Source organism: Providencia sp. PROV004 (assembly GCF_011045615.1).
In the GTDB taxonomy this organism is placed as follows: domain Bacteria; phylum Pseudomonadota; class Gammaproteobacteria; order Enterobacterales; family Enterobacteriaceae; genus Providencia; species Providencia rettgeri.
Map to the genome: position 1 here is coordinate 2,528,184 of NZ_CP042859.1, position 23,317 is coordinate 2,551,500.

A 23,317-nucleotide genomic window follows, 5' to 3' on the forward strand; every position below is an offset into this window, starting at 1 on the left:
ATGATGATGATTTATGGCATGTTTGTGTTTGAGCTACGTACCGCCCCTTATCAAACATTTAACCACTCACTTGACTGGCGCCATGTGAAAAATGACCGTGTTGGCCGCAGTGCTAAATGGCAGTATGTAGGTGCCGGTGAAGATAAGATCACACTGGCTGGTACCCTTTACCCCGAAGTAACCGGCGGTGATGTATCGCTGGAACTATTAAAAACCTCTGCCTACGTTGCCCGTCCATTACCGCTGATTGAGGGCACAGGCACCATTTATGGAATGTATGTGATCACTAATTTAGTCACTGATAGAACAGAGTTTTTTACCGATGGTAAGGCTAAGAAAATAGATTTTACGCTGTCATTGAGTCGGGTGAATGAGGATGTAAGGGAGAGATTGGCAAGTGTTAATTTTGGTGAGTTGATGGGGATAAGTTAATAAAGTATTTATTCATGTAAGCTAACATTATACCTTACTTGTATTATATAGAACTGGGTAAAATATTAATTAAAAATTTTTACCCATAATATATATATGATTTTATTTAAAAAGATTTTTTATAGTTACAAGTTTCAACTGTAAACTGATTATCTTTTAAATTTTGTGGATGATAGGCTAGAACATAACCACCATCTAAAAAAAGCACACTTTCCGTCTTATTCACCCATTCATCAGTACAAAGATTATTACTGCTAAAATCAGCCCACAGCGCAAACTCTTTAATAAGATAATCTTTATTAAGTGAAATACTTGTAATTATAGATATAATAAATGACGATATAAAAACAAAAAAACACATTTTCATTATTACTTTTAATAATTCTCTTATCCTAACATTCGGAATAAAAACAAATATAATTATAATAGGTGAAAAAATCAGTAGCATTATAAAAACAATGCCCAAAATGCTTTTAATTAAACTCAAAATGGAAAGATGATAAAATAAATTAAAAGGAGTAAATAAAAATGCTAATAACTTATATGTAATGCTTAAATGATTAGCATTTACTGAAAATATTTCATTTAAAGTATTAGCCACCCACATTTCAGCATAAATAGAATACAAGAAAATAACCCATGATGTAAAAATTACAACATGCCATTTTTTAGCATTTTTCTTAATTTCCCCCCCTATCTTTGACTTTGATATCCATAATGTGAGATAAATAAACGGAAGAACTCCAGTATAAAAAATTGTAAGCCCTGAAATAAAAGCAGCAGTTTTCTGAAAATTCATTAATTTTGAAAAAATTAACACAACTATCAATAAAATCAAAAATATTAATAGCAATTGATATGGATTTCTTTGTTTCATTCACCCTTCCTTTTAATAGATAACCATAAGATTAATATAGAAAATTTATATTTCAGACCAACTAGTGATATTAATACCATAGTTGTTACTGACCATTTTGACCACTATATTCCAGTAATGATCTTACACGAGACATACATTAATTATCTTAATATATGTCTCACTTTGGGCTAACTGGCCAATTAACACTCATCCCTAATCCAACATCCACCCTATTCACCTGTACTCGATACTCTTTCCAAGTCCTTAACTGCTCCCGTTCTTCATCTGTCGCGATACCAAGGTCAACGGCATCTTGCAAAGGTGCTATTGCGGCGGTAGCCTCGTTTAATAGTGCCTGTTTTTGATACTCGGCTTCAGCGATTAATTGTTGTTTTGATGGTGGAGGATTGGCAATTTCTAACGCTTTCTTTTCTGTAATTTCAATCAACGCATCGCTAATTAAATTGTCTTGGGAACCATCTGCTGAATAAGCAAAAACTGTATTATTTATATCAATGTAATATTTCATTGCCTCATCTCCATCACCCGTGCTTTCGCATTTACGGTAGTAACAAATTTATAGGTAGAGCCTCTAGGGACAATACACATCGCCCCTTGCACCGCAGCGCCTGATGAACGAACCGTGCTAAATAATTCAAGACCATCAACAAAAAATGTCACTCCGGGGTTTTGTGAGTTTTCAGTCTGCATAACCGCAATTGCGATGGTATTTCCCGTTGAGTTTGTATAAGTCACCCCACTTTTTCTATCTGCTGATACATCTTTCCATTTTTGGGTATATCCAAATCCTGTATTTATTTTTGTATCGACCTCTGCTTTGGTATACGCCCCCACGTCCCCTGCATTCAGTGCTATATCTGCGGTCAGTGCTTTATTGTTTATTTTGCGCCCACTTGGTACCCGTCCATTCGCGTTATTATTCGCATTGTTTGCTGCAGTGTTGGCTGCATTGGCGGTCGCTTGTGCATCTGAGCCTGCCTTTTTCGCATCAGCAACTTTAGTATCTGTTTCTGCCTTTGTATACGCGCCAACATCACCAGCACTTAAAGTGATATCAGCGCTCAACGGCTTATTGTTTACTTTTCGAGTGTTAGGCACGCGCCCATTGGCATTCGTATTTGCATCTGTTCCAGCTTTTTTTGCATCGGCGACTTTGGTATCTGTTTCTGCCTTTGTATATGAGCCCACATCGCCCGCAGTCAGAGAGATATCCGCATTCAATGGTTTATTATTCACTTTTCGCGTACTGGGTACACGGCCATTGGCATTGTTATTTGCATTGATTGCCGCTGTATTGGCAGCGTTTGCCGTGGCTTGCGCATCGGTACCCGCCTTTTTCGCATCAGCAACTTTCGTGTCGGTTTCTGCTTTTGTATAGGCGCCCACATCGCCTGCACTTAGCGTAATATCGGTGCTCAACGGCTTATTATTGACCTTGCGCGAGCTTGGCACCCGTCCATTAGCATTGTTATTCGCATTAGTTGCTGCTGTATTGGCCGCATTCGCTGAATTTTGTGCATTAACAGCCCGTTGATTAATTTCCGTGGCCAACTTAGGTGTAATGGCTTTGTTGTTATCGGCACTCAGAGCATCAGCCAGTTGTACAAAACCTTTGGCACTAGTCGTCGCATCGGGGTGATTACGGCTTTTAACGTGAGCCTCAATCGCTGTTTTTACTGAATCATCAACATAGCCGCGCGTGGCAAGCACAATCGCGGGGTCAACTTTCAATGTAACTGCTTCGGTATGGCTAACAATCAAAATCATTCTAATGGTTTGTGTGCGACCTGAGCCCTCGGCTAACAGGGGTTTATAGGTTTCAGGGCAATTCGCCACGGCCACCAATAAACCCGATTTATCAAACAAACCGATTTCACGTATCCACCATCCCCCCTCATTTTCGGGGATCACTTGTTCCGCAATAACTTGATTGGTATTCACTGAGTCAATAAATAACGTATTAATTGCTGCTCGGCGCTTTTCATTGACTAATTTAGTCTGTTTGGTATCGGGTGCGGGCAATGTGCCGCCACCGTCACCGACTGCCATGTGTGTTAATTCAATTTTCGTGCCGAGGGCAGTCGCCTCTGCGAGCACTTTTTCACCGTAAGTGGTAAGCAATGCAAAATATTTCATTGGAGAGTCACCCTCATTTCATCAATAACGTGTACCGCTGCCCCTGTGGAAATCGTGCCGCCTGAGCTGATCACATCTGGCGTGTAGGGGTAAACGGTTAATTCATCACCGCTATAGCTAGCTGCGGAACAATAGATTTGGCCTTTGGTTTCTAGTTGAATAGTGAGCCCGACAAGGTGACGACTCGCTGGCTTGGCATCAAAAATTAACGCCTCTAACTCTTGATACATTTCTTCGGTGATACCGGTTTCAAGCACCCCGATATCAAGGCGAAACGTGCCGGCGGTTTCGTTGGTTTTCCACCACTCAACCACACGAATTAAATAACCGAGCGGTTCAACTACGCGGCGTAGTGCGCCAATCGTGCCCTTGTGTTTATGAATAAACATGGCGGCTTTAACGGCATCCCGTTTGGCTTTTTCCGTCCAGTTTTTATCCCATCGGTCAACACTGAACGCCCACGCCAGATACGGCAGCAAATGCACGGGGCATTTATCAGGGTTCCAAAGTTCACGAATAGGAATAGGCACGCGCTCAATCTGAGCCAGTGATTCTGCCGCCGCAAGCTCTAACGGTGATGAGCCGACAGGCAATAACCGGCTATTCATCCGAACCCCCTAGTGTCACATTAATTTGTGTGCAGAAGCTGGCCTGTGTTTTATCCAATTTGATATCTGCAACCGGTTTTTTCAGCTCCACACGTTGCACACCTTGCACATGCAAAGCGGCATAAATGGCACTGAGTACAATGTCACGGCCTAGCCGGTGTTGCTGTGTCGCATAGCGTCTCACTTGTTCTTCTGCCGCTGCCATGATCGGCTCATATTCAGGCGAGGGATAACAGTAAATCACCGCGTCAATTTCATAGTTAACGATGGTTGCCGATTGCACAGTCACACGGTCAGCCAGCGGCCTAACGTCTTCATCGTTTAATGCGACATTCACTTTTTCAATTAAATCCGCGGGCGCACTGCCGTTCCCTTCGCGAGATAACACGGTAACCGTGACATGAGCCGGTAACGGGCTAATCACAGAAGCATCAGAAACCCGACCATCTGCGCTACGAGCGTGATATTCATAACTACCAATCGGGCCTGCTACGCTTAACGCTTCGAAAGCGGCCGGTATACGCATGCGTAAATTGGAATCTGACTCATACACCGGTGCAATCGGTGGGATAGCGTTTTCATCACCGGCTGATAACATCAGGCGTTTCACGTTGTTATTGGCCGCGAGTTGGTCAAGGTCGGCACCGGTTGCAAAGGCCACCATACTTGCGCGAGCCGCTTCATTGACGCGCTGACGTAAAATTAATTCACGGTAACAGTTTTCTTGCAGTAATTTGGTGAGCGGCTCGGATTCTAATTCCAACGTGCGGGCGATAGCTTCCCGCTGCTCTGCTGGCATCGCAGCAATGAGCGCAGCTTTGCGCTCGGCAAATAGCACTTCAAAATCTAACGTTTCGACCACATCCGGTGCGGGTAACAAACTTAAATCAATACTGACTGCCATACCTACCTCACTGGAATCGAAATCGAAATCGGTTCACCCGTTTGCATAATGACACCGGATAAACTCACGCCCATTTCGCCAACATCAGAACGAATATAATCAATAGTTTGCAGCCTAACGCGTGGCTCCCATTGCATTAACGCCATATAACATGCACTCATAATTTTGAGTCTCAGCGCAGGGTTTTGTGGCTGGTCAATCAAGTCATACAACAGTGAGCCGTATTGACGACGCATCACCCGCGAACCTATGGGCGTTCGCAAAATATCAGCGATACTTTGGCGAATATGCTCATTATCAGTAAGGCTTTGCCCTGTTTTCGCATTCATGCCGCAATATTTCATACCGGTTCCCCTGATGTATCCCCACCCGAACGCACACCGCCATGTTGGTGAGTATGAATAACCACACCATTAGACGTTATCGACCCGCCGTTATGGTTAAAATTACCCGTCATTTCACCGCCCTTTTCCACATTTAACGTGGCTGTAGTGAGGTTATTGGTACAAATCACGTTCGGTGTATCGAGCTTGATTTCGACAGAGGCTTTGCAAATCACTTTTTGGGTTGTTGCACTAATTTCATCGCTAGCCTCAATCACTGCTTTTTTAATACCAACGGCCTTTAATGTTCCGTTTTCTGGCTCATACTCAATCACCGCACCATCGGAAAAAGTGTGGTGTAATGCATTGGCTGAATGTGTTGGCGCGGGGTTCGCATTGCTATACAGCGACCCCAAAACAAAACCGGTTGTTAGCTCACCGCCTATCGCCCCAATCAACACTTGCTCCCCTACCGTCGGCGCCCAATAACTGCGAGACTCGCCGGCACGATGCACTAACCACCTAATCCAATCAGTAACTAACTCCCCGACTTGAACACGGCAACAGTTATTATCTAAATCCACCTCAGTGACCACGCCTTGACGAAAAAGGTTACTGAGTAAACGATATAGCTCTTGTAAACTCATAGCTGCCCCACCAAATCGAGATAAATTATTTCCAATAAACCCAAGCGCTCATGTTCTGATAGCCCCAATAATTCCCGCTTGGGGTAACGTGCCCGCGCAAGTTCATTCACTGCCCCCTCAAGCCCGTATTGATGTTCCCGCGCAATTGCTGCAGCTTTGCCCTGAAATCCAACAATGGCGCTATCTTGTGTATTGCGGGCATGAAGAAAACGCGCCGCCCTAAGTCGTCTGAACATCGGTGCATTACGTTTGGTACTGCGCTTGACCGAGGAAAAATTAATATCTAAAAAACGGGTAATATCTTGGCGATAAAAGGTTCTTACCGCCCCTCTATCTTCATCAAAACCGGTAATGGTTTTACCGCGACGACCTTTTGACCCTTGCCAATTCCGCAGGGTGCGAACATCACCACGGTGAATAAATCTGATTTGCTGCTGTGCGCGTAACACTTTGCGCTTACGGGGTTCATAGGCCGTACCATTCGCATTTTGTTGGCTGCGAATGCGCTTTTGTTGGTCAGCACGAATTGCCCGCGCTAATTTGCCCGTCAGTTTTCGCCGGTAAGCCGCTGAGGTTGTCGATAACAAGCCATTAAGCTCATTTTCAAGTTGCATAAATAGGCTGTTATCACTCATGAACCATCACCCCCTCATCGATCACGATATCCCATGCAGGTAAGGCGATTTCAGGCTCGGAAATATGCTCTTGAACAATTTTTCCATTCACTTTTTTAACAATCACGCGCTCGGTGGCCTTGATGGTGTACAGTACGTCGATTTTTTCATTGTCGAGAATGTCGGCCTTATAGCGAATGCCATTCGCCCGTTTATCAGGGTTAAATAACAAATCTGGCTGATGTTTTCTGGCAAAAGTCAGAATGGCCAATGACAATGCGCTCAATTCGCCGGCGTAATCCATGGCCAACACCTGAATTTGGTACTCATTCAAGTAAGATGCGGATTGTGTACCGGTGGCCTGTATACCACCCTCAGTGATATAGACCTCTAATAAATCAGGGTTTTGTTTAAACTGGGGTATCTGCTCAACAATAGTTTGTCGTAATAGATTTGGCTTTAACATTATCTCCCCCGAGTGTCATAGAGTGCTTTTTGGCAACGCATTTCAATGCGTTCTTGTAGTGGTGCCGTGGCGCATTTGGGTTCTTGCAGTAACACCACACCGCGAAGCAAAACCACGGTTAACAGGAGAATAAACACGATAAACATCAAGATATTGAATAATATTTTCATTTCGCCCCCTTGCACTGGTCTACCACGTCACGGATATAGCCCTGTAAATAACTTATTTTGGCTCTGTCTTGTTTAATTCCGGTTCGGATATCGTGAACAATAAGTCCACCTTTTCGAGTGAGTCCGACGGTGGCAGCATCGCCCACGCTGCCGGCGCGGGCAGTGTGATTGATGGTGAGCTCACAGGTTGCAAGATCGGCGCTGGCGAACTGCACGCGACGACGCTCAGTGAGCAAATCATCACGCAAACGTTGAGATTCATTTTGTTCATCTAACAACCTCTGGTTATAGGTCACATCAAGCTGGTGCAAGGTCTCTTGTGCTTTTTTTAGTTGAGCGAGTTTTTTATTTGCATCAATAAAGGCTTGGGCGCTTATTGCACTGAGTGCCATTTGGTGCCCCAGTTCGGTTGCATCCAATTTGGATTGATAAACCAATCGAGTGATACCGACCGACGCGCCACCACTAATCAGCGTAACAGCCAAATACCCTAATAAAACATGACGATAACTCATCATCATCATTGCCCCCACTCACCGCACAGTAATTCGGCCTCTTGGTCACGGCGGATCACTTGGCCATAACAGCCGATTGGCTGGCCTTTGGTTTGCCGGCAATCTTTACCACCATCCCGCGTCCATTTAGGGAGCTCCGCACAGGCGCCCTTGATATCGCCCGCATTTAACTTGCGGTAGAACGTGGATGAAAAACATTTAGATGGCCCGATGTTGTAAGGGCAAAACGACGCAATACCAGCGATTTGCGGTTCGGTCAGTGGTACATGAACATGGCGTTTAACCCATGCAATCGCTTTGTCAGCTTCAATCTGGTTTAGCCGGTCACATTCCGCTGGGGATAATTGGGTACCCATTTTTACCGACTTACCGTCAATGCGTGTTACGCCACGACAAATAGTGACCACACCGCCCCCGTCACGATATGCCTTGAGCGAATTCCCCTCTTTTTCATTCAAAAAACCAGAAAGGATCGCGCCGCCACTGGCACCAGAAATAATCAACGCAATAACAGCCTGACTTAATCGTGATTTGGTGTTCATTTCATAAATCCTTTGGTGATTGCTCGGTCACTTTCACAATGTTTTCAATATCGCGCTCGCTGATGGGGTGACGAGAGAAATAACGTTCTAATATGCGTGTGCGTTTCATTTGCTCACGGCGGTTTAATCGGTAGGTCATCACACCCAATGAAACACTGGCAATTAACCCGATTAAAAAGCCCCACTCATACACGGAGAAATCACCAAAAAACCCTAAAATGCCCGACCCACTGAATAAACCGCCAAATCCAGAAAGTGCGTAAGTTAGGCGGCTCCACCAATCATTCATGCTATTAATCCTGTTTTGTTAATCCCAAAGTTGGATCATTTCTTGTTTTGCCACCGGTGCGAGTTCAGGTAATTCCACCCATTGCCCCGCGGCTAGCTGTATGCCGCCCTCAACCAAATTCGGATTGGCTTGTAACACTTGTTCAACGACGCCTTAAGTGCGCCCATAATGCCGCCAACACAATAAATCAACGGTGTCACCTTGCAGCGCCTGCACTTTCATTAGACGAGCTCCGCAAACATGCGTAACTTACCGAGAATATCCCGCACGGCGTTTTGGCCATCACGGCGCAGATCATCAATTTGCGTGCTCAAAGCTTGGGCGTGTTTTTCACCCTCACGCGTGGTGTCAATATCGCGGTAGTTTTCAATCAATAAGGCTTTAGTAAAGCTATACACAGCATGGTGATAGCGAAAAACAACGGCCGTGGTGTCGTTAATTTCCGGTGATGGCACCTCAGATAATTGGGTAAAACCCTTGGCGTTCTGTTCTTGCCGCCACTCATCCAACAACTGATTAACGTACAGCACCGCTTCAGTGGTCATATGCTTTAATCTGCTGGTAGTGACATTCCCCGTCAAACGCATGGATTGGCGCAACAGGTCTAAACCAATGTCTGGCCAAAATTCACCTGATGTGATTTTTTCATCACCATCGCTGATGCTTTCGTCTTGCACGCTATGAATTTGTTTTGATGCCACTAAGCCCATGATTACCCCTTTGAAAAAACGGAGGTGGACAGCGACAATACAGAGGGTTAACCCTTTATTATTGCTGTGCCTCCGTGGCACGTGGGTGCAACTCGGTTAATGCTATTTTTTAGGCGTATCGTCTTCTTGCTTACGCACTGCCCGTAATAGCTGTTCAATCTCTTTTTTCACGCCAATATCTTTGTCAATAAGAATGGCTTTTTGTAGGTATTCAAGGGCTAAGGCTTGTTGCTTATCATCATTTTTGAGTGTTAAACCAATGACTTTGTACAACTTGGCACGCGCCCCATCAGGCATATCTGATTGCGCTGTAATACGCTCTAAACTCAGCAAATCATCAAGTGACGCTGTCACTTCATCTTCTTTGCCACTTGCTTTCACGGCTAATGACCAGTCGCAGATTTCATCAACTAAAACAGTGGCTAAGGTGCGGTTATAGTTATCGGGCAACGGCAGATTAAATTGGATAGCATATTCGGCCATGTGTAAGGCTTCTGTGTATAAACCTGCGTCGATATGCCACACCAAAGTGCGAGTAAAGACCTCATCAGCCACACCGCTTTGGCTTTCCAACACCCCCTCAATCCAACCGCGATAATTAGGTAAAACCTTGCGCTTATACGCCGCTTTGCGGTCATTGCCTTGGATATTGCTTAATTGCGCTTGGTCAGCCCGTAAACGGTGTAAAATATTTTCATAAGCGGTCATATCTGCCCGTGACATTTCAGCAGGTACCCCACCGCGACGCGATGCCATTACTTTTTGCCAGTGCTGCTGTGCCGGTGTTAAATATTCCATTTGCATTCCCCAATGTTGGCTTAAATTTCTTTGCTTTCGGCATAGTTGATGCCTTCAATCAGGCAAGATAGGCCGTAATCTTCAATCACATAGCCCTCATTGCCCGACGAGTAAGTCGCTACGCGGTTATATTCCGGCTCATCTTTGATCACTCGGCGATATTTACCTTTTTGCCAGTACACAGACAGGTTTTTAAAGGTCGTGATCAAGGTTGCGCCATCGGGGAAAAACGGTACTTGTAAGGTCGGTAAGTTACCCATTGAACTCAATTTCAACAGTTCATTACCCGCAAGCATTTCCATGTTTGGATTTTGCTCACTGTGTTGGTTCATGATTTTGAAGTTTTTATCGGTATAGAGCTGATAACCAGTAATCGCCACTAAGCCCTGCGCACGGCGGTGCCACGGGTCTAACAATGAATTCACAGCATCGAATACCATCGCATCCACATTGGCATACATCCCTTTGGCAATAATTTTCCCGCTTTCATCACGGCTGGTTAAAGTGACATCTTTCATCACGCGTTGTGGCGCCGCATTACGGATTTTTTGCAGCCAACCGATATTGACGTCTTGTAACAATGGATTTTCGGCTTTATTGGACTTTTTCACCCGTTTCACACCATTGAACCCAATCATTAAGCGGTCATTGGCTTCTTGCTGTGCGATCAGTTGGCTGATCATCGGTTGAAATTCAGGGTGCCCCGCCCATGCGTCTAACCATGAATATGGGATAAATGTATCCCAGTTGGTTTTATCACAACGGTAATCGTCGCTGTTTTCCTCATTGACTTGCTCAGGCTGACGGCGCTCGGTCGTTGAATCATTCGTACCGGCAATAGGGCCATTGACCGAACCAAAAACCTTTTGCCCCTCCTGGTCCGTCACTCCAAATGAGTTGATTTGTTTTAAAAATGGGCTGTTTTCCATTTTGGCTTTTTCTAAGCGCTGCTGCACCGCAGGGTCAACGCTAAAATTTAATGACGAACCCTCACGACGTACTCCATTTAAGCGGGCTTGCTGGTCAAGCCATGAGAGATAATTCGCCAGTGATTCATTACTGATACCCATAGTAAAAACCTTTTATTGATTAAAATTGAAGAAAGTAAAACGCGGCTTAATACTCAGCCAACTTAGTCGAACCACCGGTGACTTGAGGGCGTGACTCCCCTGAACCATCAGTCACTGCAAGTTGCTGCTTTAAGGCGTTAAAATCATTAGTTAGCTGTGATAACGCTCGTTTTTGCACTTCATTTTCGGTTAGCAAGGTGCCGCATTGCTGTGCGGTCAACTCAATGGCTGTTTTTAGGTTGGTGGTTTCTTCTGAGTTGTGATTACGTTCAAGCCCTAGCCACTGTTTCACCGTGGATAAAAACTTCTTACCGGCTTCCTTTTCCTCTTGGTGTTCGGTGTATTGCTCACTTAACAAATGGCACTGCGTTTCTAATGAAGCGGTAAAGTAATTGCCACTATCTGGTAAGCCGCGAGAAACTGCGCTTAGTTCAATAGGACGGGAACCAATAGCTGCTGGGTAATCAGTTAACGCTACCCCCGTTAAATAGGCGCGTTTGGTCTGTGGGAATGAGGGGTAATACTCGATACTGGAAAAAATCTTTTGGCCTGACTTATTCAGGTTAACAATGTATTCATCTTTTAAATCATCAATATCAATAGTGACTTCAAGCCCTAATTTACCTTTAAGTTCACCCTCAGTTAATTCAACGGTATTCACCGCTGAAATCATGCTATAACTGCGAAATTGGCTATCTGGGAACACACTTTTAATGTGATCCAAATTCACACGACCACAATAAAATTTAGGGTCGTAGTCTTTCGCCATCTGCTCGATATGTTCACGCTCAACGGGAAAACCGTTTAGTGTCATTCCCTCTGCACAAGCGATCAGCTTTATCTGGCGCGTTTTTTTACCTTGCGACATAAATCAATCTCCGTTTCTGACGTAACTGTCATTTCGATGCTGCCGTTTCAATAACAGCACTATCTCAATCATCTTCTTTTTACTCAAAGGGTTACGGTTCTCATAGCGCTATGAGAACCCATATTCATAGAGGGTTACGCGCGGGCGTGACAAAGTGACAGCATGATGAAAACAGACATTGACCCACGACAAGAAGCCAAAGAACTTTATTGGCAGGCTTACAGCGTTTCGCAGATTGCAAAGCGGCTGGGCTTAAGCATTCACACCATTTATTCATGGCGACGACGTGATAAATGGGATGAGGCATCCCCTATTCACCGTGTTACTGACCAAATACATGTAAAAGTGCTGCGCATCATGGCGAAAGACACAATGACCGCCCATGACTTTAAAACGGTTGATTTCTTTAACCGCCAGTTAGACCGCTTTGAGCGTTTGGAAATGAAGAAACAAGCGGCGGGAACAAGTAAAGTTAAAGCACAAAAGAATCACTTTACCCCTGAGCAGATCGAACAGCTTAAAAACCTAGTGCTAGGTAGCTTATTTGAGTATCAGCGCCAATGGTGGGATGAACGCACGCAGCGAAACCGCTTTATTCTTAAATCGCGGCAAATTGGAGCTACGTGGTACTTTGCCCGCGAAGCTTTATTAACTGCATTGGAAACCGGTAACAACCAAATATTTCTATCTGCCAGCCGCGCACAGGCCTTTCAGTTCAAACGTTTTATTCAATTGTTGGCGCGCCAAGTGGGTGTTGAGCTCAAAGGCGGCGATGAAATTATGTTATCTAACGGGGCGATCCTGTTTTTCTTGGGTACCGCAGCAGCGACAGCGCAGTCATATACCGGTGACCTCTATTTTGATGAGGTGTTCTGGGTATCACGTTTCTTGGAATTACGGAAAGTGGCTTCAGCGATGGCCACACAAACAGGGTTACGCCGTACTTATTTTTCGACACCATCGAGTGAAGATCACGAAGCCTACGAGTTTTGGACAGGAGATTTTTATAACAAAGGCAAGCCGGAGAAAGAACGAAAAATCATTGAGCTATCCCATAAGGTATTAAAGCTTGGCCATTACTGCGCGGATAGTATGTGGCGGCAAATCGTGAACATTCATGATGCCATCGCGCGCGGGCTGAACCGCGTTAATTTGGAAGAAATCAAAGACGAAAACCCGCCTGACGATTTCCGTAATTTATACGAATGTGAGTTCGTTAAAACGGGTGAACGGGCATTCAGTTATGATGCCTTAATCAATTGTGGCGTCGATGGCTATAACAGTGATGTATGGCCAGACTGGAAACCTTATGCCCCACGCCCGCTGGGTAATCGCCCTGTTTGGGTTGGCGCAGACCCAACCGGTACCGGTGATAATGGCGATGGTTTGGGGTTAGTGATTGCCTCACCACCGGCAGTCACTGGCGGGAAATTCCGCATTATTGAAACTATTCAGTTACGCGGGATGGCCTTTGAAAAACAAGCCGAAGAAATCAAACGCATTACTCAGCGTTATAACGTGCAGTCTATCACTATTGATGGTACTGGCGGTACCGGTGCCGCCGTACACGAGCTGGTCGTTAAATTCTTTCCTGCCGCCAATTTACTCAACTATTCGGCCCCTATTAAACGCATGATGATCATGAAAATGCTCATGCTTATTCGTAATGGCCGTTTTGAATACGACGCAGGGTTACACAAGCCCCTGATCACCTCTTTTATGACCATCAAGAAAGTGCAAGCCCCAAGCGGGATTATCACCTATGAATCAAGCCGAGTTCGCGGCTTAGACCATGGCGATTTAGCGTGGGCGGCAATGAATATTTTCTCTAACGAAGCGATATCCAGTGAAACTGGCGGCGCTGGCGCACAAGTTATGGAGTTTTAACCATGGAACAAGCAACAGAATTAGCAGCAATCGAAGAACAAACACAAGCCCCTGAATTTTGCTCATTTACTTTTGACCCGCCATCAATTGTCTCTGGCGGTGGCGATTTGCTGGATTGCATGGAGTGCAACCACAATGGCCGCTGGTATGAGACTCCAATTGATTTTACTGGTATTGCACGCTCGTTTACCTCGTCAGCGGCCTACCATCAATCACCGTTAGTGTTTAAACGTAATGTGATCACCAGTTGTTTTGAACCAACACCGTATTTATCACGCCCTGATTTCACCACCTTAGCGCAGGATTTTGTGGTTTTTGGTAATGGTTACCTTGAAAAGCGCATTAACCGGCTCGGTGATATGTTAACGCTTAAACCCTCATTGGCTAAGTATACCCGCGCCGGTGTGAATGAGGGGCAATACTGGCAAGTGAAGAATTACCAAGATGCCTACGAATTTCGCAAAAATAGCGTGATTCACTTGAAAAACCCATGTATTCACCAAGAGATATATGGCACTCCCGATTATTTGGCAGGGCTTATTTCCGCTAACTTGAATCATTCAGCCACTCTGTTTCGGACAAACTATTATGAGAATGGCAGTCACGCCGGTGTGATGGTGTATCTTTCCGCGGCATTAGCTGACGACAAGGCCGTCGAGTCATTAAAAAAATCACTCACCGAAGCCCGCAAAGGCAAAGCATTTAAGAACATTTTTGTGTATGCAGCCAATGGCGGCAAGGATGGGATTCAAATTTTACCATTCTCACAAATCAGTGCCAAAGATGAGTTTGTCGGTATCAAGGACACCACGCGCGATGATTTGTTGGCTATGCACCGGATACCACCACAACTGATGGGGATCATCCCGCAAGGCTCAGGTAGCCTTGGCGATATCGAAAAAGCCGCAATGGTGTTTTGGTTCAATGAGTTACTACCACTGATGGAAAGCATGAAATCAATTAACGACATGCTAGGTGTTGAGGTGATCCGCTTTAAGCAATATGCGTTGCTAGATTTTTTGACGCAGGCGAAGAACAAAGAGCCTAACTATAAATAAACCATTCAATTCACGTTAATCGATGCCCCCCTTTCAAACGTAATAGAACGACCTTAGTGCCGTTCTATCTGTTCCACATACCCGAAATTATTTTATATCTTATCTAGTCTGTACAGCCTGAATAATCGCAAATAACACCATTAACGAACTAATCACACCATAGCCAGCGCGGCCCATCTTTACCCCTTTGCGCGCGCTTGCTCCCCCGCCTCGCCCGCACACAAAAGGGGTGGGATTTTGTGCAGTTGTGCGGAGTACCGAAACCCGCGCCAGTACAGACACTGAACAGAAAATAAGTCAAGGCTATGCTTGTGCAATTTCATACAAAATTTGACAGTAAAACTTATAGTGCTAGTTATACCTATAAATTAGAATGATATGAAATACGTTTAGGCATGAAACAATTGAAAAATATACATATGTATGACTATATATTAAAAATAATTATTTTTTGAATGTTGTTATTGAGCCTTAAGGAAAGTCATAATGTTAAATAACAAAGAGGATGATGTATCCATGAAGAAAACAGTAACTGATACAGCAGTAGAAATGGTTAAGTCAATCCCAATAGACGATAACGCAAAAAAAATAGTTGGCAAAGAGGTTGGTAAAACGTTAACAACAATAACTAAAGCCGTAAATTTAGCTATTAGTCCTCTTGCTGCAACTGTTTATGGATATGAAACTATAAAAGATTTTTTGGTCACTACACTTTCTGAAAAATTAAGAAAGGTTCCACTTGAAGATATTGTTGAACCTAAAGCTCGTGTTGTAGGCGCTGCATTAGAATCGTTAAAACATCTAGATGAATCAGATGATGATGCTATTTTAAAAGATATGTATGCAAATTTAATCGCTAGCTCAATAAATCGTAATGTAAAACAAAAAGCACATCCTGCATTCGTAGAGATAATTAAGCAATTAGATCCCTTTGATGTTAAATTATTGGAATATTTAAGAGTTAATGCAAAAGCTATTAACTCAGGGAACCCAATATTAACACTTAGGCAATATTTAAATAAAGACAGTGGCATCCAAGTAACTATTTGCAAGTGGTTACTACCAGATAATGCATTAAAAATATTTGATATGGACTTGAAGAAAATAGAGTCATCAATTGAGAATTTAGAGCGTCTAAAATTAATATTCATTGAATCAAATCGGACGTATACTAATAAATCCATTTATGATGAACTTTTTAATGGTTTATTTTATAAATCATTAAGAGTTAAACTTGGAAATGACTTAGATGTTGAACAGGGATATATAGAAATAACAAGCTTTGGAGATAATTTCCTTACTGTTTGCTCTTGATTAAACTTACTTCTTTAAATAGTTTTATAATTTACATTTACCACTTAATGGTTTATACAAAAATGATAAGAACAATAGCAGATTTACTACAAGAGTTCATGCATAAAGAAGCTAAAGAACTTGAAAAACAGAATATAAAACATGGACCTACTATTGGAAGCATGTATGAGGGATTGTCTAAAGAAATCTTAAATAGAACAATTCCAAAGGAATTGAAATTAAAATTTGTCGATGGTTTTATTTCAGATGGAGAACAATTTTCATCTGGACAGATAGATTGTATGTTAGTGCATGGAGATGGTCAAAAAATTCCATACACAAATTCTTATATATGGCATGTTAAGGATGTATTAGCTGTATTTGAGATAAAGAAAAATTTATACTCCGCTGATTTAATTAATTCTTTTTATAAACTACGACAATCTTCTGAAGGATTTATTAATTACATATTCGAGGGGAAATCGGATGGTGAAATTAAATTAAATTTAAATCCTGCATATAATGTGTTTTCGAACCTAACTGGAATAAAAGCACCTACTTATCATGAAAGGGGAAAATTATCAAAAGAAAATGAACTAATTTACACAACAGTTATTATGGAACAATTGATGCCAATAAAAATCGTTATTGGCTACGATGGATTTTCATCTGAATATAACTTAAGAGAAAGCTTGTATAAATTTATAGAGAGTCAAGGTCCAAGCACTGGTTATGGAATACCATCTTTTCCTCACTTAATTATCAGTGGTAAGTATTCTTTAGTAAAAAATACAGGATATCCCTATATCTCACCAATGAGAGGTGGATATTGGGATTTTATGCTTTCAAGTAAAGAAAATCCTATTTTTTTAATGCTAGAATTTATTTGGACAAAATTATCAATAGTATTTGGAATAAACTTTCCATGGGATAATAGTCTAGAAGAAGAACAACTAAATGAATTTTTGTGCGCAAAACCTGTTTGCAATGCCGATGATACTGGTGGATGGATAATCAGATATGAAGAATTGTCTAAAAAAACTTTAGATAAAAGAAGTATTCATAAAAACTGGGAACCAATTGAAATATCTCACTCCATATACATAATTTTTCATATCTTAAGCAAAGAAGATATATTAGTTTCATCACCTGATTTTATTGAATTTGCTAATAAATCAGCGCCTAGTATTGAAGACTTTATTTCTCAAATAACATCAACAACCTATGCTGTCTACGGGGATGGTAAACTATCATTAAAAAATGATAATATCACTACAGCTATTTTACCTGATGGACGTTATGTCATTGCAAATAATGAACTAGGCCGATTTGATATGTGGCTAAAAAATCTAATCGAAAGTCAACACAGAAAAAGTAGTACATAATACTGGCTATTTTAGGCAAGAAAATTAGTATTATGAATTCTAAGGCTTAGAAAGCAGTCACTTCGAATATCTTCTACTAAAGTTCATTCTAACTCACTGATTATAAAAAACTCCGTTGTAACTTTTTACTGGTTACAACGGGTTACAAAACAGGGGGTTAAAATCTATCTCCTTATAAAACAATAAGTTATATCTTTAATTTATAACCTCTTAAAACGGTTACCTGTAACCACAAAGTAACCCATTTGTAACCTTTTTCCGAACCCCACCCACGAATTCTGATTACAAATTAAATAGTTTAAATAATAGCCCATTCTTACTTCACTCTTAGCAAACGAAATTCGTATCACAAATAACGGTGACGTGTTCGGAAAAGCGTTACAACCGTTACACTATCTAAAAACAACCAATAACTCACTGATAATAAAGCATTCCGATGTAACGTTTGAACCGTTACAATGCATTACAAAACAAAGTCTAAAACGTTACACCCTTATAAAACAATAAGTTATATTTCTAATTTGTAACCTTTCAAAACCGTTACACGTAACGGCAAAGTAATGCTTTTGTAACGTTTTTAGATACCTATATTTATATTAATAATCAATGCATTATATGAAAATACTGAATTTGTAACGTTTGTAACGCTTTTCCGAACCCCTCCCATAAATTCTCTATTTATATAAAAACCCTCTAATAATGATTATTTATCGTACAATCAATAATATCTTCTTTATTTGTTATTCTGAGTATTTATGGTTTTACTTTGATGGATATTTTTAGATAAAAGAAAGGCTGCACAAGGCAGCCGATAGAAAAGAAATAGACGATAACTAACTTTCACTGTTTTCTTGGAATACCCAACATCTAAGCACATCCGGCTTCGACAAAGTACTCCCCACCGCAAGCGTGCTATTAAACTGACTGTTTACCACGCTTCGCACCGTCTTAACGCCTACAAATTTACGCATACGCCCCGCTTTCAATAAGTTCTTAATATCGGTATTCAATTGCATAGACTGGCGGTACTCACTGGCTACTTGCGCAATATGGTTAAAGTTCACCGCAAAAACACCCTTTTCACTACTATGATTCACACCAAAGGCCTCGTTATCGTGTAAATAATCAAACAACTCCCAAAACTCCATCACTTGTGGCTGGTCGAGTTGGATCGCTTGAACTCGTTGTTTGGCCAACTCAATAATAAAGTCGCGCGTTTGGCGAATATGGGCCGCTTTTACAGGAAGAACTAACGCTAACGTTTCCAATAGTGCAATTAACTGTGCGTGGTTTTTGGCGATCCGCTCATGGTTAATCGCCTTATCCGCAAATAACTGCGCCTGTAAGCCATCTACGCGCTCATTGTATTGCTTTAATATCTCTGCTTCTTTCATCAATACCGTAGGCAGAAAACCAGATAACTTTTCAATAGGATAACGCTCAAGGGCAATGGCCGCATAACGGGTTTCAACGCTCTGCTCCGCTTTATCGGTATAAAGATGAATAATCCGTTCTAAAACGGCGCGTGACGCGTTAATTTCGGCATTCTGTGCAATTACAATACTGCCTTTAAATAATGGCTCGTAGGTCTCATTGCCGCTATTTTTTACCCCTAACGAACGCGTGGCACGGCCGTTATACAGTGATTTAAGTTCTTCCCAATCAAACGCTTTTAGTTTTGCGTTATCTTGCACGCGATCACTTTCAATTAAACACACCGGCAAATTACTTATCTGTGAAAAGTTTCGCCCTCGAGCGGCAACACTCGATTTTGATGCATCGAACCCCTCATAATCTGCGCGGCCGCATAAGCGCCATAAAAACTCAATCAACGTACTTTTACCTGAACCAGGTTCACCGCATATTTCTAAAAATGGGTAGCTTTTATGAGTCTTGCGTATCTGTTCGGCAAAGAACGAACCCAACCAGAACGCCAACACCACATAACCCTTTGCGCCAAATGCATCCCAAAGGGAATTCAACCAGCTGGTATCAAATTCGCTAAAATCGGTATTAATGGCCAATGATGGGCTCAGGCTTAACGTCTTGATATCCAACTTATTGAGGGAAAAATAATCTTCCTCATTTAACGTAAAACACTTACCATCCTGCACCGCAACATCATTAAACACATACACACCATACTCTTTGTTATAGCCTACATAATTTTGCGTGATCACCTCTTTGATATCCGGCAAGGCTTGCTTGCAAATGCGGTCCAATTGCAAAGTTGTGCCGGTATAAACCGCCCCTTTGGCCACATGCAATAAACGCTTTTTGAATTCACTGGCACTGGTTAACTGTGAGGCAGTAAACGTGGCTTTAACTTGTGGCTGGCGAGGAAAATCGACACGCATGTAATACCATGATTCATCAGTTTCAACGGACTTTTGGAAATATAATGGTGTGGGATAACAATTAGCGATTTCAACCACTGTACCCGACTCTTTCACCGCTTTTTGTCTGGCTTCATCTTCATCTAAATCGGGTTCGGCATCATGAATGCGCTCAATGGTTTTCATCATTTTATCGATATCCAACTTAAACCAATACAAGCGGTTATCATGTTGAAAATCGAACTCTGAACGCTCCGTCCAGTTAAACATTAAACGCGCCTTTTCAAACGCGGTTGAGGCTAACAACAACTTGCCGTAATAGCGATAACGGGCGATATCGCGCTCCGTTAGCTTGCCTTTCATATGCAAGTCATTCCAATCGTTGCCACACTCTTTTTCAGCGGGTCTCGCGGCCGTGGCTTTCCAGCCATCATCGATACTGCGGGCAACAAACTTTTTCATTGCGCGTTCACCGGCTGCGCCATTATCTAACGCCCAAACCAACAACGGTTTTTTATTGTTACCTAGCGCAGCTCTCAACGCATTCAAAGCAACCTCTGGGTAATTATGGCAAGTCATTAACGATACAGCCGCAATGCCATTTTGAATCAAGCTAAGGGCATCAAAAATACCTTCCGTTAGCCAAATCTCTTTGGCTTGGGTTAAATCCTGTTGTGGCAGTGTCCACCAATGCCCTTTATAAGAACCAAAAAAATTAGCTTTGCGATCAAACCGTGAGGGCCTATCAATAATGCGCTCCCAATATGCCCCCTCGGGTAAAGCAAATTTAACCGTTGCCGCACCTAACCCATTGGCATGATAGCTAGACTCGGAATACAACCCTTTCAACGGGGCGATATCAAGCCCTCTGGCGTGCTGTAAATAAGCATCTGCGGCTGCATTTGGTGCTTGTTGCGTCTTAGGATAGTGTGCTGACCAGTCATCAAATATATCGGGGTAAATCTCTTTTACAATCAACTCAGCGCCACATTTATTTTCACGGCCACAACGCAACACAAACGGCATTTCAATTGAGGTAAATAGCTCTTTTTTCTTACAATTTGGGCACACGCCTTGGCGCAAATAGCCATTTTGCTCTTTAAATTGAAAGTCGTGTATAAGGCGAGGCAATAACGCCTGAATATGATATGATTTCATGTGATAACCTTAGAGCACACAATCAGCGTCTATCCCGCAGGTTGTGTGCTTTTTATTTGCTTACAGAAAATGATTTCTCATACGCTGTGGTAATGTTTTTCTTTCAGTTCAAACAGAATTTGGCAGTCAATACACAAGGAGCAGCCAATCACCGCTTGGCGACGGGCTTCTGGTATTGGGTGATCACAATTCTCACATTCAAACGCAGATACCCTATTCGCTGGCTTCCTCGCAGCTTGGATATTCTGTTCTAACACTAATGCCGCATGTTCATTAGCGCGGTCGATAACATCAGACATAATTAAGATCTCCCGCTTGTGACTCGAATTTATCCGCTTCATCAATCAATAACTGATGAATTTGCGCATAATCTAATTTCTCTGTTAATACTTTGTCGGCTAATTGACGTTGACGATCAGCAAAACGATTCATTAATGATTTGCGCTCATCTTCCCTATTCGCTTTTATATTTTCAGCCACAGGAGTAAATATAGGGTCTGGAATATGTCTCATTTTAAAACCTCATTTTTAGGTAATAAAAAGCCCTGACCGATAAAGGTCATTGTTTAATGATTTGATTATTTAATTACTATCTAACTCTAATTGTTTTCTATATTAATAATCACCTTGCGATATTTAATCCGATTTTTTTAACCATGATCGGCAACATGGTGTGTGGTATATTTGCTATGCCTGCAATTTCTTGACCGGAATCAGGCATAACAACCACCTACTAATAAAGGAATAAAACATGTGTGATGACGAAAATAAAAAATTAGTTAACCAAGGTTCTGATGATTTAAGAGAACTCCACGTCATGTTTGAAAAAGCCCCTAATGACGAGGAAAAGAAACCCGATAACGAGGAGTAATTTATATGACCAATCAACAATCTGTTTCTAATGACGTTAGTTTTCATGCTTTCAATTGTTATTTTATGGAAAACATGACTGCTGTTTTTTATAATCGAGTAGACAAATTCTGTATTTTCATGCAATTGCTGCTTGGTTCCGCGGTTATGGCAGATTTCATGAATATGAAGTTGATTGGTCTTATTATCGCTATTATTGCCGCCTATCAATTTACTTGTAACCCCGCTAATATCGCCAATAGTGCTAAACAACAAGCTGTACGTTATAGTGAAATTGTTCATGATTTACCTACAAGTAATGATTTTGAAATTCAACAAAAACTAAAAGCATTAGAAAAAAAAGATAGCGTAATATTACTTTCCATTCGTAATGGAAGTTATATCCAATCCTCTATTGCTACGGGAAACCTTAATACTGCAAATGATAAATTTAAAAAATTAGGTCTCTTCAAAAGATTTATCATTTTTATCGCCGGTGGTATCCAGCGTTAAGCGGTATTAACTCCCTTACATCGCCATTCACAAGACAGATCTTCTTTTATTGTTATCGTGAACAGATGTGAATGGCTATTTTTTTGCTGACTTTGCTCAATGACATAACGAAAGAAACTTAAAAACTTTGCGAATGGAATACTTGGGCTAAAATCGGCCATTCCATTTACAGAAATCAAAACGGTATTACCTGCATTACTCAAAGGAAGAAAGTGTATTAATTGTGACAATTCAAAAACGACACTATTTATTGGTGAATACTTATCTTCAATACAAATATATACCCCGTTTTGTGTATGCTTGACGATTAAATTACTTTCCACCTTTCATCCTCCACAACCCATCTATATATTTTGTCGCTTCAGCCATTGCATCAAACTTGCCGAACGACTCCCCTAAATGCCAAACGTGATAACGTGTGATTGGTGTCTGCTTCTTGCGAGGTAACGTAATAATCGTAAACCCGCGATACACCGCACAATGATGGCTCACACGAATAACCTGACTCATTGTGGCTTACCTAAACCCAACCACACCAACCAACCGTCACGCATTTCCGCGGGTAACGACTCATACGCCAGCCTTAAACCATTATTCCACGCAGGCAAATACACATAATTTTCCGCACGACTAGAGCCGGGTCTTTTCATCTGAACAATCGGTAACTTACCCGCTTTGCGCATATCTGCCACTGCGCTTGCTGGCTTACCAATCAACTCAGCGAATTTTTCCTCAGTCACAACATCTGACAGACTTACGATTTTCTCTCTCATCTGCTACCCTCTTATGTCAGGCGCTTTCTAGCGCTTTAGGACTCTTTGCTTCATTGCATTGAGATATCAATGTTCTTATAAAATAAGAGATCT

At 42.1% G+C, this 23,317-nt stretch carries 29 protein-coding genes and 1 pseudogene; 6 read left to right on the forward strand and 24 right to left on the reverse strand.

What is annotated here, in order from left to right:
- Window positions 1-432 carry a phage tail protein gene (locus FVA69_RS11305; RefSeq protein WP_164528856.1) on the forward strand — a complete coding sequence of 144 codons (432 nt, stop codon included), beginning with the start codon at window positions 1-3 and terminating at the stop codon, window positions 430-432.
- A gap of 106 nt (window positions 433-538) precedes the next feature.
- Here the strand turns inward: FVA69_RS11305 and FVA69_RS11310 are convergent, their stop codons facing one another.
- The 18 genes and pseudogenes from FVA69_RS11310 to FVA69_RS11395 form a co-directional block, all read right to left on the reverse strand.
- Window positions 539-1,309 (reverse strand): hypothetical protein, encoded by a 771-nt coding sequence (locus FVA69_RS11310; protein WP_164528857.1) that lies wholly within the window; start codon window positions 1,307-1,309, stop codon window positions 539-541.
- Between the two features lie 160 nt (window positions 1,310-1,469).
- On the reverse strand, window positions 1,470-1,820 hold the full coding sequence (locus tag FVA69_RS21525; protein WP_164528858.1) for a tail fiber assembly protein: 351 nt from the start codon (window positions 1,818-1,820) through the stop codon (window positions 1,470-1,472).
- Window positions 1,817-3,448: a phage tail protein gene (locus FVA69_RS11320; protein WP_238789233.1), complete on the reverse strand. Its 1,632-nt coding sequence runs from the start codon at window positions 3,446-3,448 to the stop codon at window positions 1,817-1,819. The genes FVA69_RS21525 and FVA69_RS11320 overlap by 4 nt, the downstream gene beginning before the upstream one ends.
- The gene (locus tag FVA69_RS11325; RefSeq protein WP_164528859.1) at window positions 3,445-4,056 is read right to left on the reverse strand and encodes a phage tail protein I; all 612 of its coding nucleotides are present in this window, start codon (window positions 4,054-4,056) and stop codon (window positions 3,445-3,447) included. Before FVA69_RS11325 ends, FVA69_RS11320 begins: the two co-directional genes overlap by 4 nt.
- The gene (locus FVA69_RS11330) at window positions 4,049-4,960 is read right to left on the reverse strand and encodes a baseplate assembly protein (protein ID WP_164528860.1); all 912 of its coding nucleotides are present in this window, start codon (window positions 4,958-4,960) and stop codon (window positions 4,049-4,051) included. The genes FVA69_RS11325 and FVA69_RS11330 overlap by 8 nt, the downstream gene beginning before the upstream one ends.
- A 2-nt stretch (window positions 4,961-4,962) precedes the next feature.
- On the reverse strand, window positions 4,963-5,304 hold the full coding sequence (locus tag FVA69_RS11335; protein WP_141173610.1) for a GPW/gp25 family protein: 342 nt from the start codon (window positions 5,302-5,304) through the stop codon (window positions 4,963-4,965).
- Window positions 5,301-5,930 (reverse strand): phage baseplate assembly protein V, encoded by a 630-nt coding sequence (locus FVA69_RS11340; RefSeq protein WP_164528861.1) that lies wholly within the window; start codon window positions 5,928-5,930, stop codon window positions 5,301-5,303. Before FVA69_RS11340 ends, FVA69_RS11335 begins: the two co-directional genes overlap by 4 nt.
- Window positions 5,927-6,565: a phage virion morphogenesis protein gene (locus FVA69_RS11345; protein ID WP_164528862.1), complete on the reverse strand. Its 639-nt coding sequence runs from the start codon at window positions 6,563-6,565 to the stop codon at window positions 5,927-5,929. Before FVA69_RS11345 ends, FVA69_RS11340 begins: the two co-directional genes overlap by 4 nt.
- A complete protein-coding gene (locus FVA69_RS11350) occupies window positions 6,558-7,010 on the reverse strand; it encodes a phage tail protein (RefSeq protein ID WP_004254663.1) in 453 nt (150 codons plus the stop codon). The genes FVA69_RS11345 and FVA69_RS11350 overlap by 8 nt, the downstream gene beginning before the upstream one ends.
- Entirely contained in the window at window positions 7,010-7,180 is a 171-nt protein-coding gene (locus FVA69_RS21685) for a hypothetical protein (RefSeq protein ID WP_004254667.1), read from the reverse strand. The genes FVA69_RS11350 and FVA69_RS21685 overlap by 1 nt, the downstream gene beginning before the upstream one ends.
- Entirely contained in the window at window positions 7,177-7,698 is a 522-nt protein-coding gene (locus tag FVA69_RS11360) for a lysis system i-spanin subunit Rz (protein ID WP_164528863.1), read from the reverse strand. Before FVA69_RS11360 ends, FVA69_RS21685 begins: the two co-directional genes overlap by 4 nt.
- A 2-nt stretch (window positions 7,699-7,700) precedes the next feature.
- Window positions 7,701-8,237 (reverse strand): lysozyme, encoded by a 537-nt coding sequence (locus FVA69_RS11365; protein WP_164528864.1) that lies wholly within the window; start codon window positions 8,235-8,237, stop codon window positions 7,701-7,703.
- 1 nt (window position 8,238) lies between these two features.
- Window positions 8,239-8,526, reverse strand: coding sequence for a potassium channel protein (locus FVA69_RS21690; protein WP_153673430.1), 288 nt, complete (start codon window positions 8,524-8,526; stop codon window positions 8,239-8,241).
- An 18-nt stretch (window positions 8,527-8,544) separates the two neighbouring features.
- A pseudogene (locus FVA69_RS11375) lies at window positions 8,545-8,748 on the reverse strand (tail protein X).
- Window positions 8,748-9,236 (reverse strand): head completion/stabilization protein, encoded by a 489-nt coding sequence (locus tag FVA69_RS11380; RefSeq protein ID WP_164529348.1) that lies wholly within the window; start codon window positions 9,234-9,236, stop codon window positions 8,748-8,750. Before FVA69_RS11380 ends, FVA69_RS11375 begins: the two are co-directional and overlap by 1 nt.
- Window positions 9,237-9,338: 102 nt before the next feature.
- Window positions 9,339-10,034: a phage terminase small subunit gene (gene gpM / locus FVA69_RS11385; protein ID WP_164528865.1), complete on the reverse strand. Its 696-nt coding sequence runs from the start codon at window positions 10,032-10,034 to the stop codon at window positions 9,339-9,341.
- Window positions 10,035-10,054: 20 nt separating this feature from the next.
- Window positions 10,055-11,104, reverse strand: a complete 1,050-nt coding sequence (locus tag FVA69_RS11390) for a phage major capsid protein, P2 family (protein WP_141173620.1) — start codon at window positions 11,102-11,104, stop codon at window positions 10,055-10,057.
- 46 nt (window positions 11,105-11,150) lie between these two features.
- On the reverse strand, window positions 11,151-11,972 hold the full coding sequence (locus tag FVA69_RS11395) for a GPO family capsid scaffolding protein (RefSeq protein WP_164528866.1): 822 nt from the start codon (window positions 11,970-11,972) through the stop codon (window positions 11,151-11,153).
- Between the two features lie 162 nt (window positions 11,973-12,134).
- On the opposite strand from FVA69_RS11395, the gene FVA69_RS11400 reads away from it, so the two are divergent.
- The 4 genes from FVA69_RS11400 (at window position 12,135) to FVA69_RS11415 (ending at window position 17,595) form a co-directional block, all read left to right on the forward strand.
- Window positions 12,135-13,859 carry a terminase large subunit domain-containing protein gene (locus tag FVA69_RS11400; RefSeq protein ID WP_164528867.1) on the forward strand — a complete coding sequence of 575 codons (1,725 nt, stop codon included), beginning with the start codon at window positions 12,135-12,137 and terminating at the stop codon, window positions 13,857-13,859.
- Window positions 13,860-13,861: 2 nt separating this feature from the next.
- Complete coding sequence (locus FVA69_RS11405) at window positions 13,862-14,917, forward strand: phage portal protein (RefSeq protein WP_164528868.1); 1,056 nt, start codon at window positions 13,862-13,864, stop codon at window positions 14,915-14,917.
- A 486-nt stretch (window positions 14,918-15,403) separates the two neighbouring features.
- Window positions 15,404-16,231, forward strand: coding sequence for a DUF4393 domain-containing protein (locus FVA69_RS11410; RefSeq protein ID WP_164528869.1), 828 nt, complete (start codon window positions 15,404-15,406; stop codon window positions 16,229-16,231).
- 98 nt (window positions 16,232-16,329) lie between these two features.
- Window positions 16,330-17,595 carry a DUF6602 domain-containing protein gene (locus FVA69_RS11415; protein ID WP_164528870.1) on the forward strand — a complete coding sequence of 422 codons (1,266 nt, stop codon included), beginning with the start codon at window positions 16,330-16,332 and terminating at the stop codon, window positions 17,593-17,595.
- Between the two features lie 833 nt (window positions 17,596-18,428).
- Here FVA69_RS11415 and FVA69_RS11420 read toward each other — a convergent pair.
- From FVA69_RS11420 to FVA69_RS11430, 3 genes are all read right to left on the reverse strand, one after another.
- Window positions 18,429-21,089: a toprim domain-containing protein gene (locus tag FVA69_RS11420; protein WP_164528871.1), complete on the reverse strand. Its 2,661-nt coding sequence runs from the start codon at window positions 21,087-21,089 to the stop codon at window positions 18,429-18,431.
- Window positions 21,090-21,166: 77 nt separating this feature from the next.
- A complete protein-coding gene (locus tag FVA69_RS11425) occupies window positions 21,167-21,388 on the reverse strand; it encodes a TraR/DksA family transcriptional regulator (RefSeq protein ID WP_164528872.1) in 222 nt (73 codons plus the stop codon).
- Window positions 21,381-21,602: a DUF2732 family protein gene (locus FVA69_RS11430; protein ID WP_004254744.1), complete on the reverse strand. Its 222-nt coding sequence runs from the start codon at window positions 21,600-21,602 to the stop codon at window positions 21,381-21,383. Before FVA69_RS11430 ends, FVA69_RS11425 begins: the two co-directional genes overlap by 8 nt.
- Window positions 21,603-21,965: 363 nt before the next feature.
- Here FVA69_RS11430 and FVA69_RS11435 point away from each other — a divergent pair, with 363 nt between their 5' ends.
- The gene (locus tag FVA69_RS11435; RefSeq protein WP_164528873.1) at window positions 21,966-22,451 is read left to right on the forward strand and encodes a hypothetical protein; all 486 of its coding nucleotides are present in this window, start codon (window positions 21,966-21,968) and stop codon (window positions 22,449-22,451) included.
- Here the strand turns inward: FVA69_RS11435 and FVA69_RS11440 are convergent.
- From FVA69_RS11440 to FVA69_RS11450, 3 genes are read right to left on the reverse strand one after another with little or no spacing between them, the layout of a single operon-like run.
- Window positions 22,448-22,774, reverse strand: coding sequence for a hypothetical protein (locus FVA69_RS11440; protein ID WP_164528874.1), 327 nt, complete (start codon window positions 22,772-22,774; stop codon window positions 22,448-22,450). The genes FVA69_RS11435 and FVA69_RS11440 overlap by 4 nt on opposite strands.
- The gene (locus FVA69_RS11445) at window positions 22,764-22,961 is read right to left on the reverse strand and encodes a hypothetical protein (RefSeq protein WP_164528875.1); all 198 of its coding nucleotides are present in this window, start codon (window positions 22,959-22,961) and stop codon (window positions 22,764-22,766) included. Before FVA69_RS11445 ends, FVA69_RS11440 begins: the two co-directional genes overlap by 11 nt.
- Window positions 22,958-23,224: a Cox family DNA-binding protein gene (locus FVA69_RS11450; protein ID WP_076913935.1), complete on the reverse strand. Its 267-nt coding sequence runs from the start codon at window positions 23,222-23,224 to the stop codon at window positions 22,958-22,960. Before FVA69_RS11450 ends, FVA69_RS11445 begins: the two co-directional genes overlap by 4 nt.
- Window positions 23,225-23,317 lie beyond the last annotated feature (93 nt).

Bases quoted from the DNA above. Each gene is read 5' to 3' on its own strand.
- FVA69_RS11305 (WP_164528856.1), top strand. From the start codon at position 1: ATGATGATGATTTATGGCATGTTTGTGTTTGAGCTACGTACCGCCCCT.
- FVA69_RS11310 (WP_164528857.1), bottom strand. From the start codon at position 1,309: ATGAAACAAAGAAATCCATATCAATTGCTATTAATATTTTTGATTTTA.
- FVA69_RS21525 (WP_164528858.1), bottom strand. From the start codon at position 1,820: ATGAAATATTACATTGATATAAATAATACAGTTTTTGCTTATTCAGCA.
- FVA69_RS11320 (WP_238789233.1), bottom strand. From the start codon at position 3,448: ATGAAATATTTTGCATTGCTTACCACTTACGGTGAAAAAGTGCTCGCA.
- FVA69_RS11325 (WP_164528859.1), bottom strand. From the start codon at position 4,056: ATGAATAGCCGGTTATTGCCTGTCGGCTCATCACCGTTAGAGCTTGCG.
- FVA69_RS11330 (WP_164528860.1), bottom strand. From the start codon at position 4,960: ATGGCAGTCAGTATTGATTTAAGTTTGTTACCCGCACCGGATGTGGTC.
- FVA69_RS11335 (WP_141173610.1), bottom strand. From the start codon at position 5,304: ATGAAATATTGCGGCATGAATGCGAAAACAGGGCAAAGCCTTACTGAT.
- FVA69_RS11340 (WP_164528861.1), bottom strand. From the start codon at position 5,930: ATGAGTTTACAAGAGCTATATCGTTTACTCAGTAACCTTTTTCGTCAA.
- FVA69_RS11345 (WP_164528862.1), bottom strand. From the start codon at position 6,565: ATGAGTGATAACAGCCTATTTATGCAACTTGAAAATGAGCTTAATGGC.
- FVA69_RS11350 (WP_004254663.1), bottom strand. From the start codon at position 7,010: ATGTTAAAGCCAAATCTATTACGACAAACTATTGTTGAGCAGATACCC.
- FVA69_RS21685 (WP_004254667.1), bottom strand. From the start codon at position 7,180: ATGAAAATATTATTCAATATCTTGATGTTTATCGTGTTTATTCTCCTG.
- FVA69_RS11360 (WP_164528863.1), bottom strand. From the start codon at position 7,698: ATGATGAGTTATCGTCATGTTTTATTAGGGTATTTGGCTGTTACGCTG.
- FVA69_RS11365 (WP_164528864.1), bottom strand. From the start codon at position 8,237: ATGAACACCAAATCACGATTAAGTCAGGCTGTTATTGCGTTGATTATT.
- FVA69_RS21690 (WP_153673430.1), bottom strand. From the start codon at position 8,526: ATGAATGATTGGTGGAGCCGCCTAACTTACGCACTTTCTGGATTTGGC.
- FVA69_RS11380 (WP_164529348.1), bottom strand. From the start codon at position 9,236: ATGGGCTTAGTGGCATCAAAACAAATTCATAGCGTGCAAGACGAAAGC.
- gpM (WP_164528865.1), bottom strand. From the start codon at position 10,034: ATGGAATATTTAACACCGGCACAGCAGCACTGGCAAAAAGTAATGGCA.
- FVA69_RS11390 (WP_141173620.1), bottom strand. From the start codon at position 11,104: ATGGGTATCAGTAATGAATCACTGGCGAATTATCTCTCATGGCTTGAC.
- FVA69_RS11395 (WP_164528866.1), bottom strand. From the start codon at position 11,972: ATGTCGCAAGGTAAAAAAACGCGCCAGATAAAGCTGATCGCTTGTGCA.
- FVA69_RS11400 (WP_164528867.1), top strand. From the start codon at position 12,135: ATGATGAAAACAGACATTGACCCACGACAAGAAGCCAAAGAACTTTAT.
- FVA69_RS11405 (WP_164528868.1), top strand. From the start codon at position 13,862: ATGGAACAAGCAACAGAATTAGCAGCAATCGAAGAACAAACACAAGCC.
- FVA69_RS11410 (WP_164528869.1), top strand. From the start codon at position 15,404: ATGTTAAATAACAAAGAGGATGATGTATCCATGAAGAAAACAGTAACT.
- FVA69_RS11415 (WP_164528870.1), top strand. From the start codon at position 16,330: ATGCATAAAGAAGCTAAAGAACTTGAAAAACAGAATATAAAACATGGA.
- FVA69_RS11420 (WP_164528871.1), bottom strand. From the start codon at position 21,089: ATGAAATCATATCATATTCAGGCGTTATTGCCTCGCCTTATACACGAC.
- FVA69_RS11425 (WP_164528872.1), bottom strand. From the start codon at position 21,388: ATGTCTGATGTTATCGACCGCGCTAATGAACATGCGGCATTAGTGTTA.
- FVA69_RS11430 (WP_004254744.1), bottom strand. From the start codon at position 21,602: ATGAGACATATTCCAGACCCTATATTTACTCCTGTGGCTGAAAATATA.
- FVA69_RS11435 (WP_164528873.1), top strand. From the start codon at position 21,966: ATGACCAATCAACAATCTGTTTCTAATGACGTTAGTTTTCATGCTTTC.
- FVA69_RS11445 (WP_164528875.1), bottom strand. From the start codon at position 22,961: ATGAGTCAGGTTATTCGTGTGAGCCATCATTGTGCGGTGTATCGCGGG.
- FVA69_RS11450 (WP_076913935.1), bottom strand. From the start codon at position 23,224: ATGAGAGAGAAAATCGTAAGTCTGTCAGATGTTGTGACTGAGGAAAAA.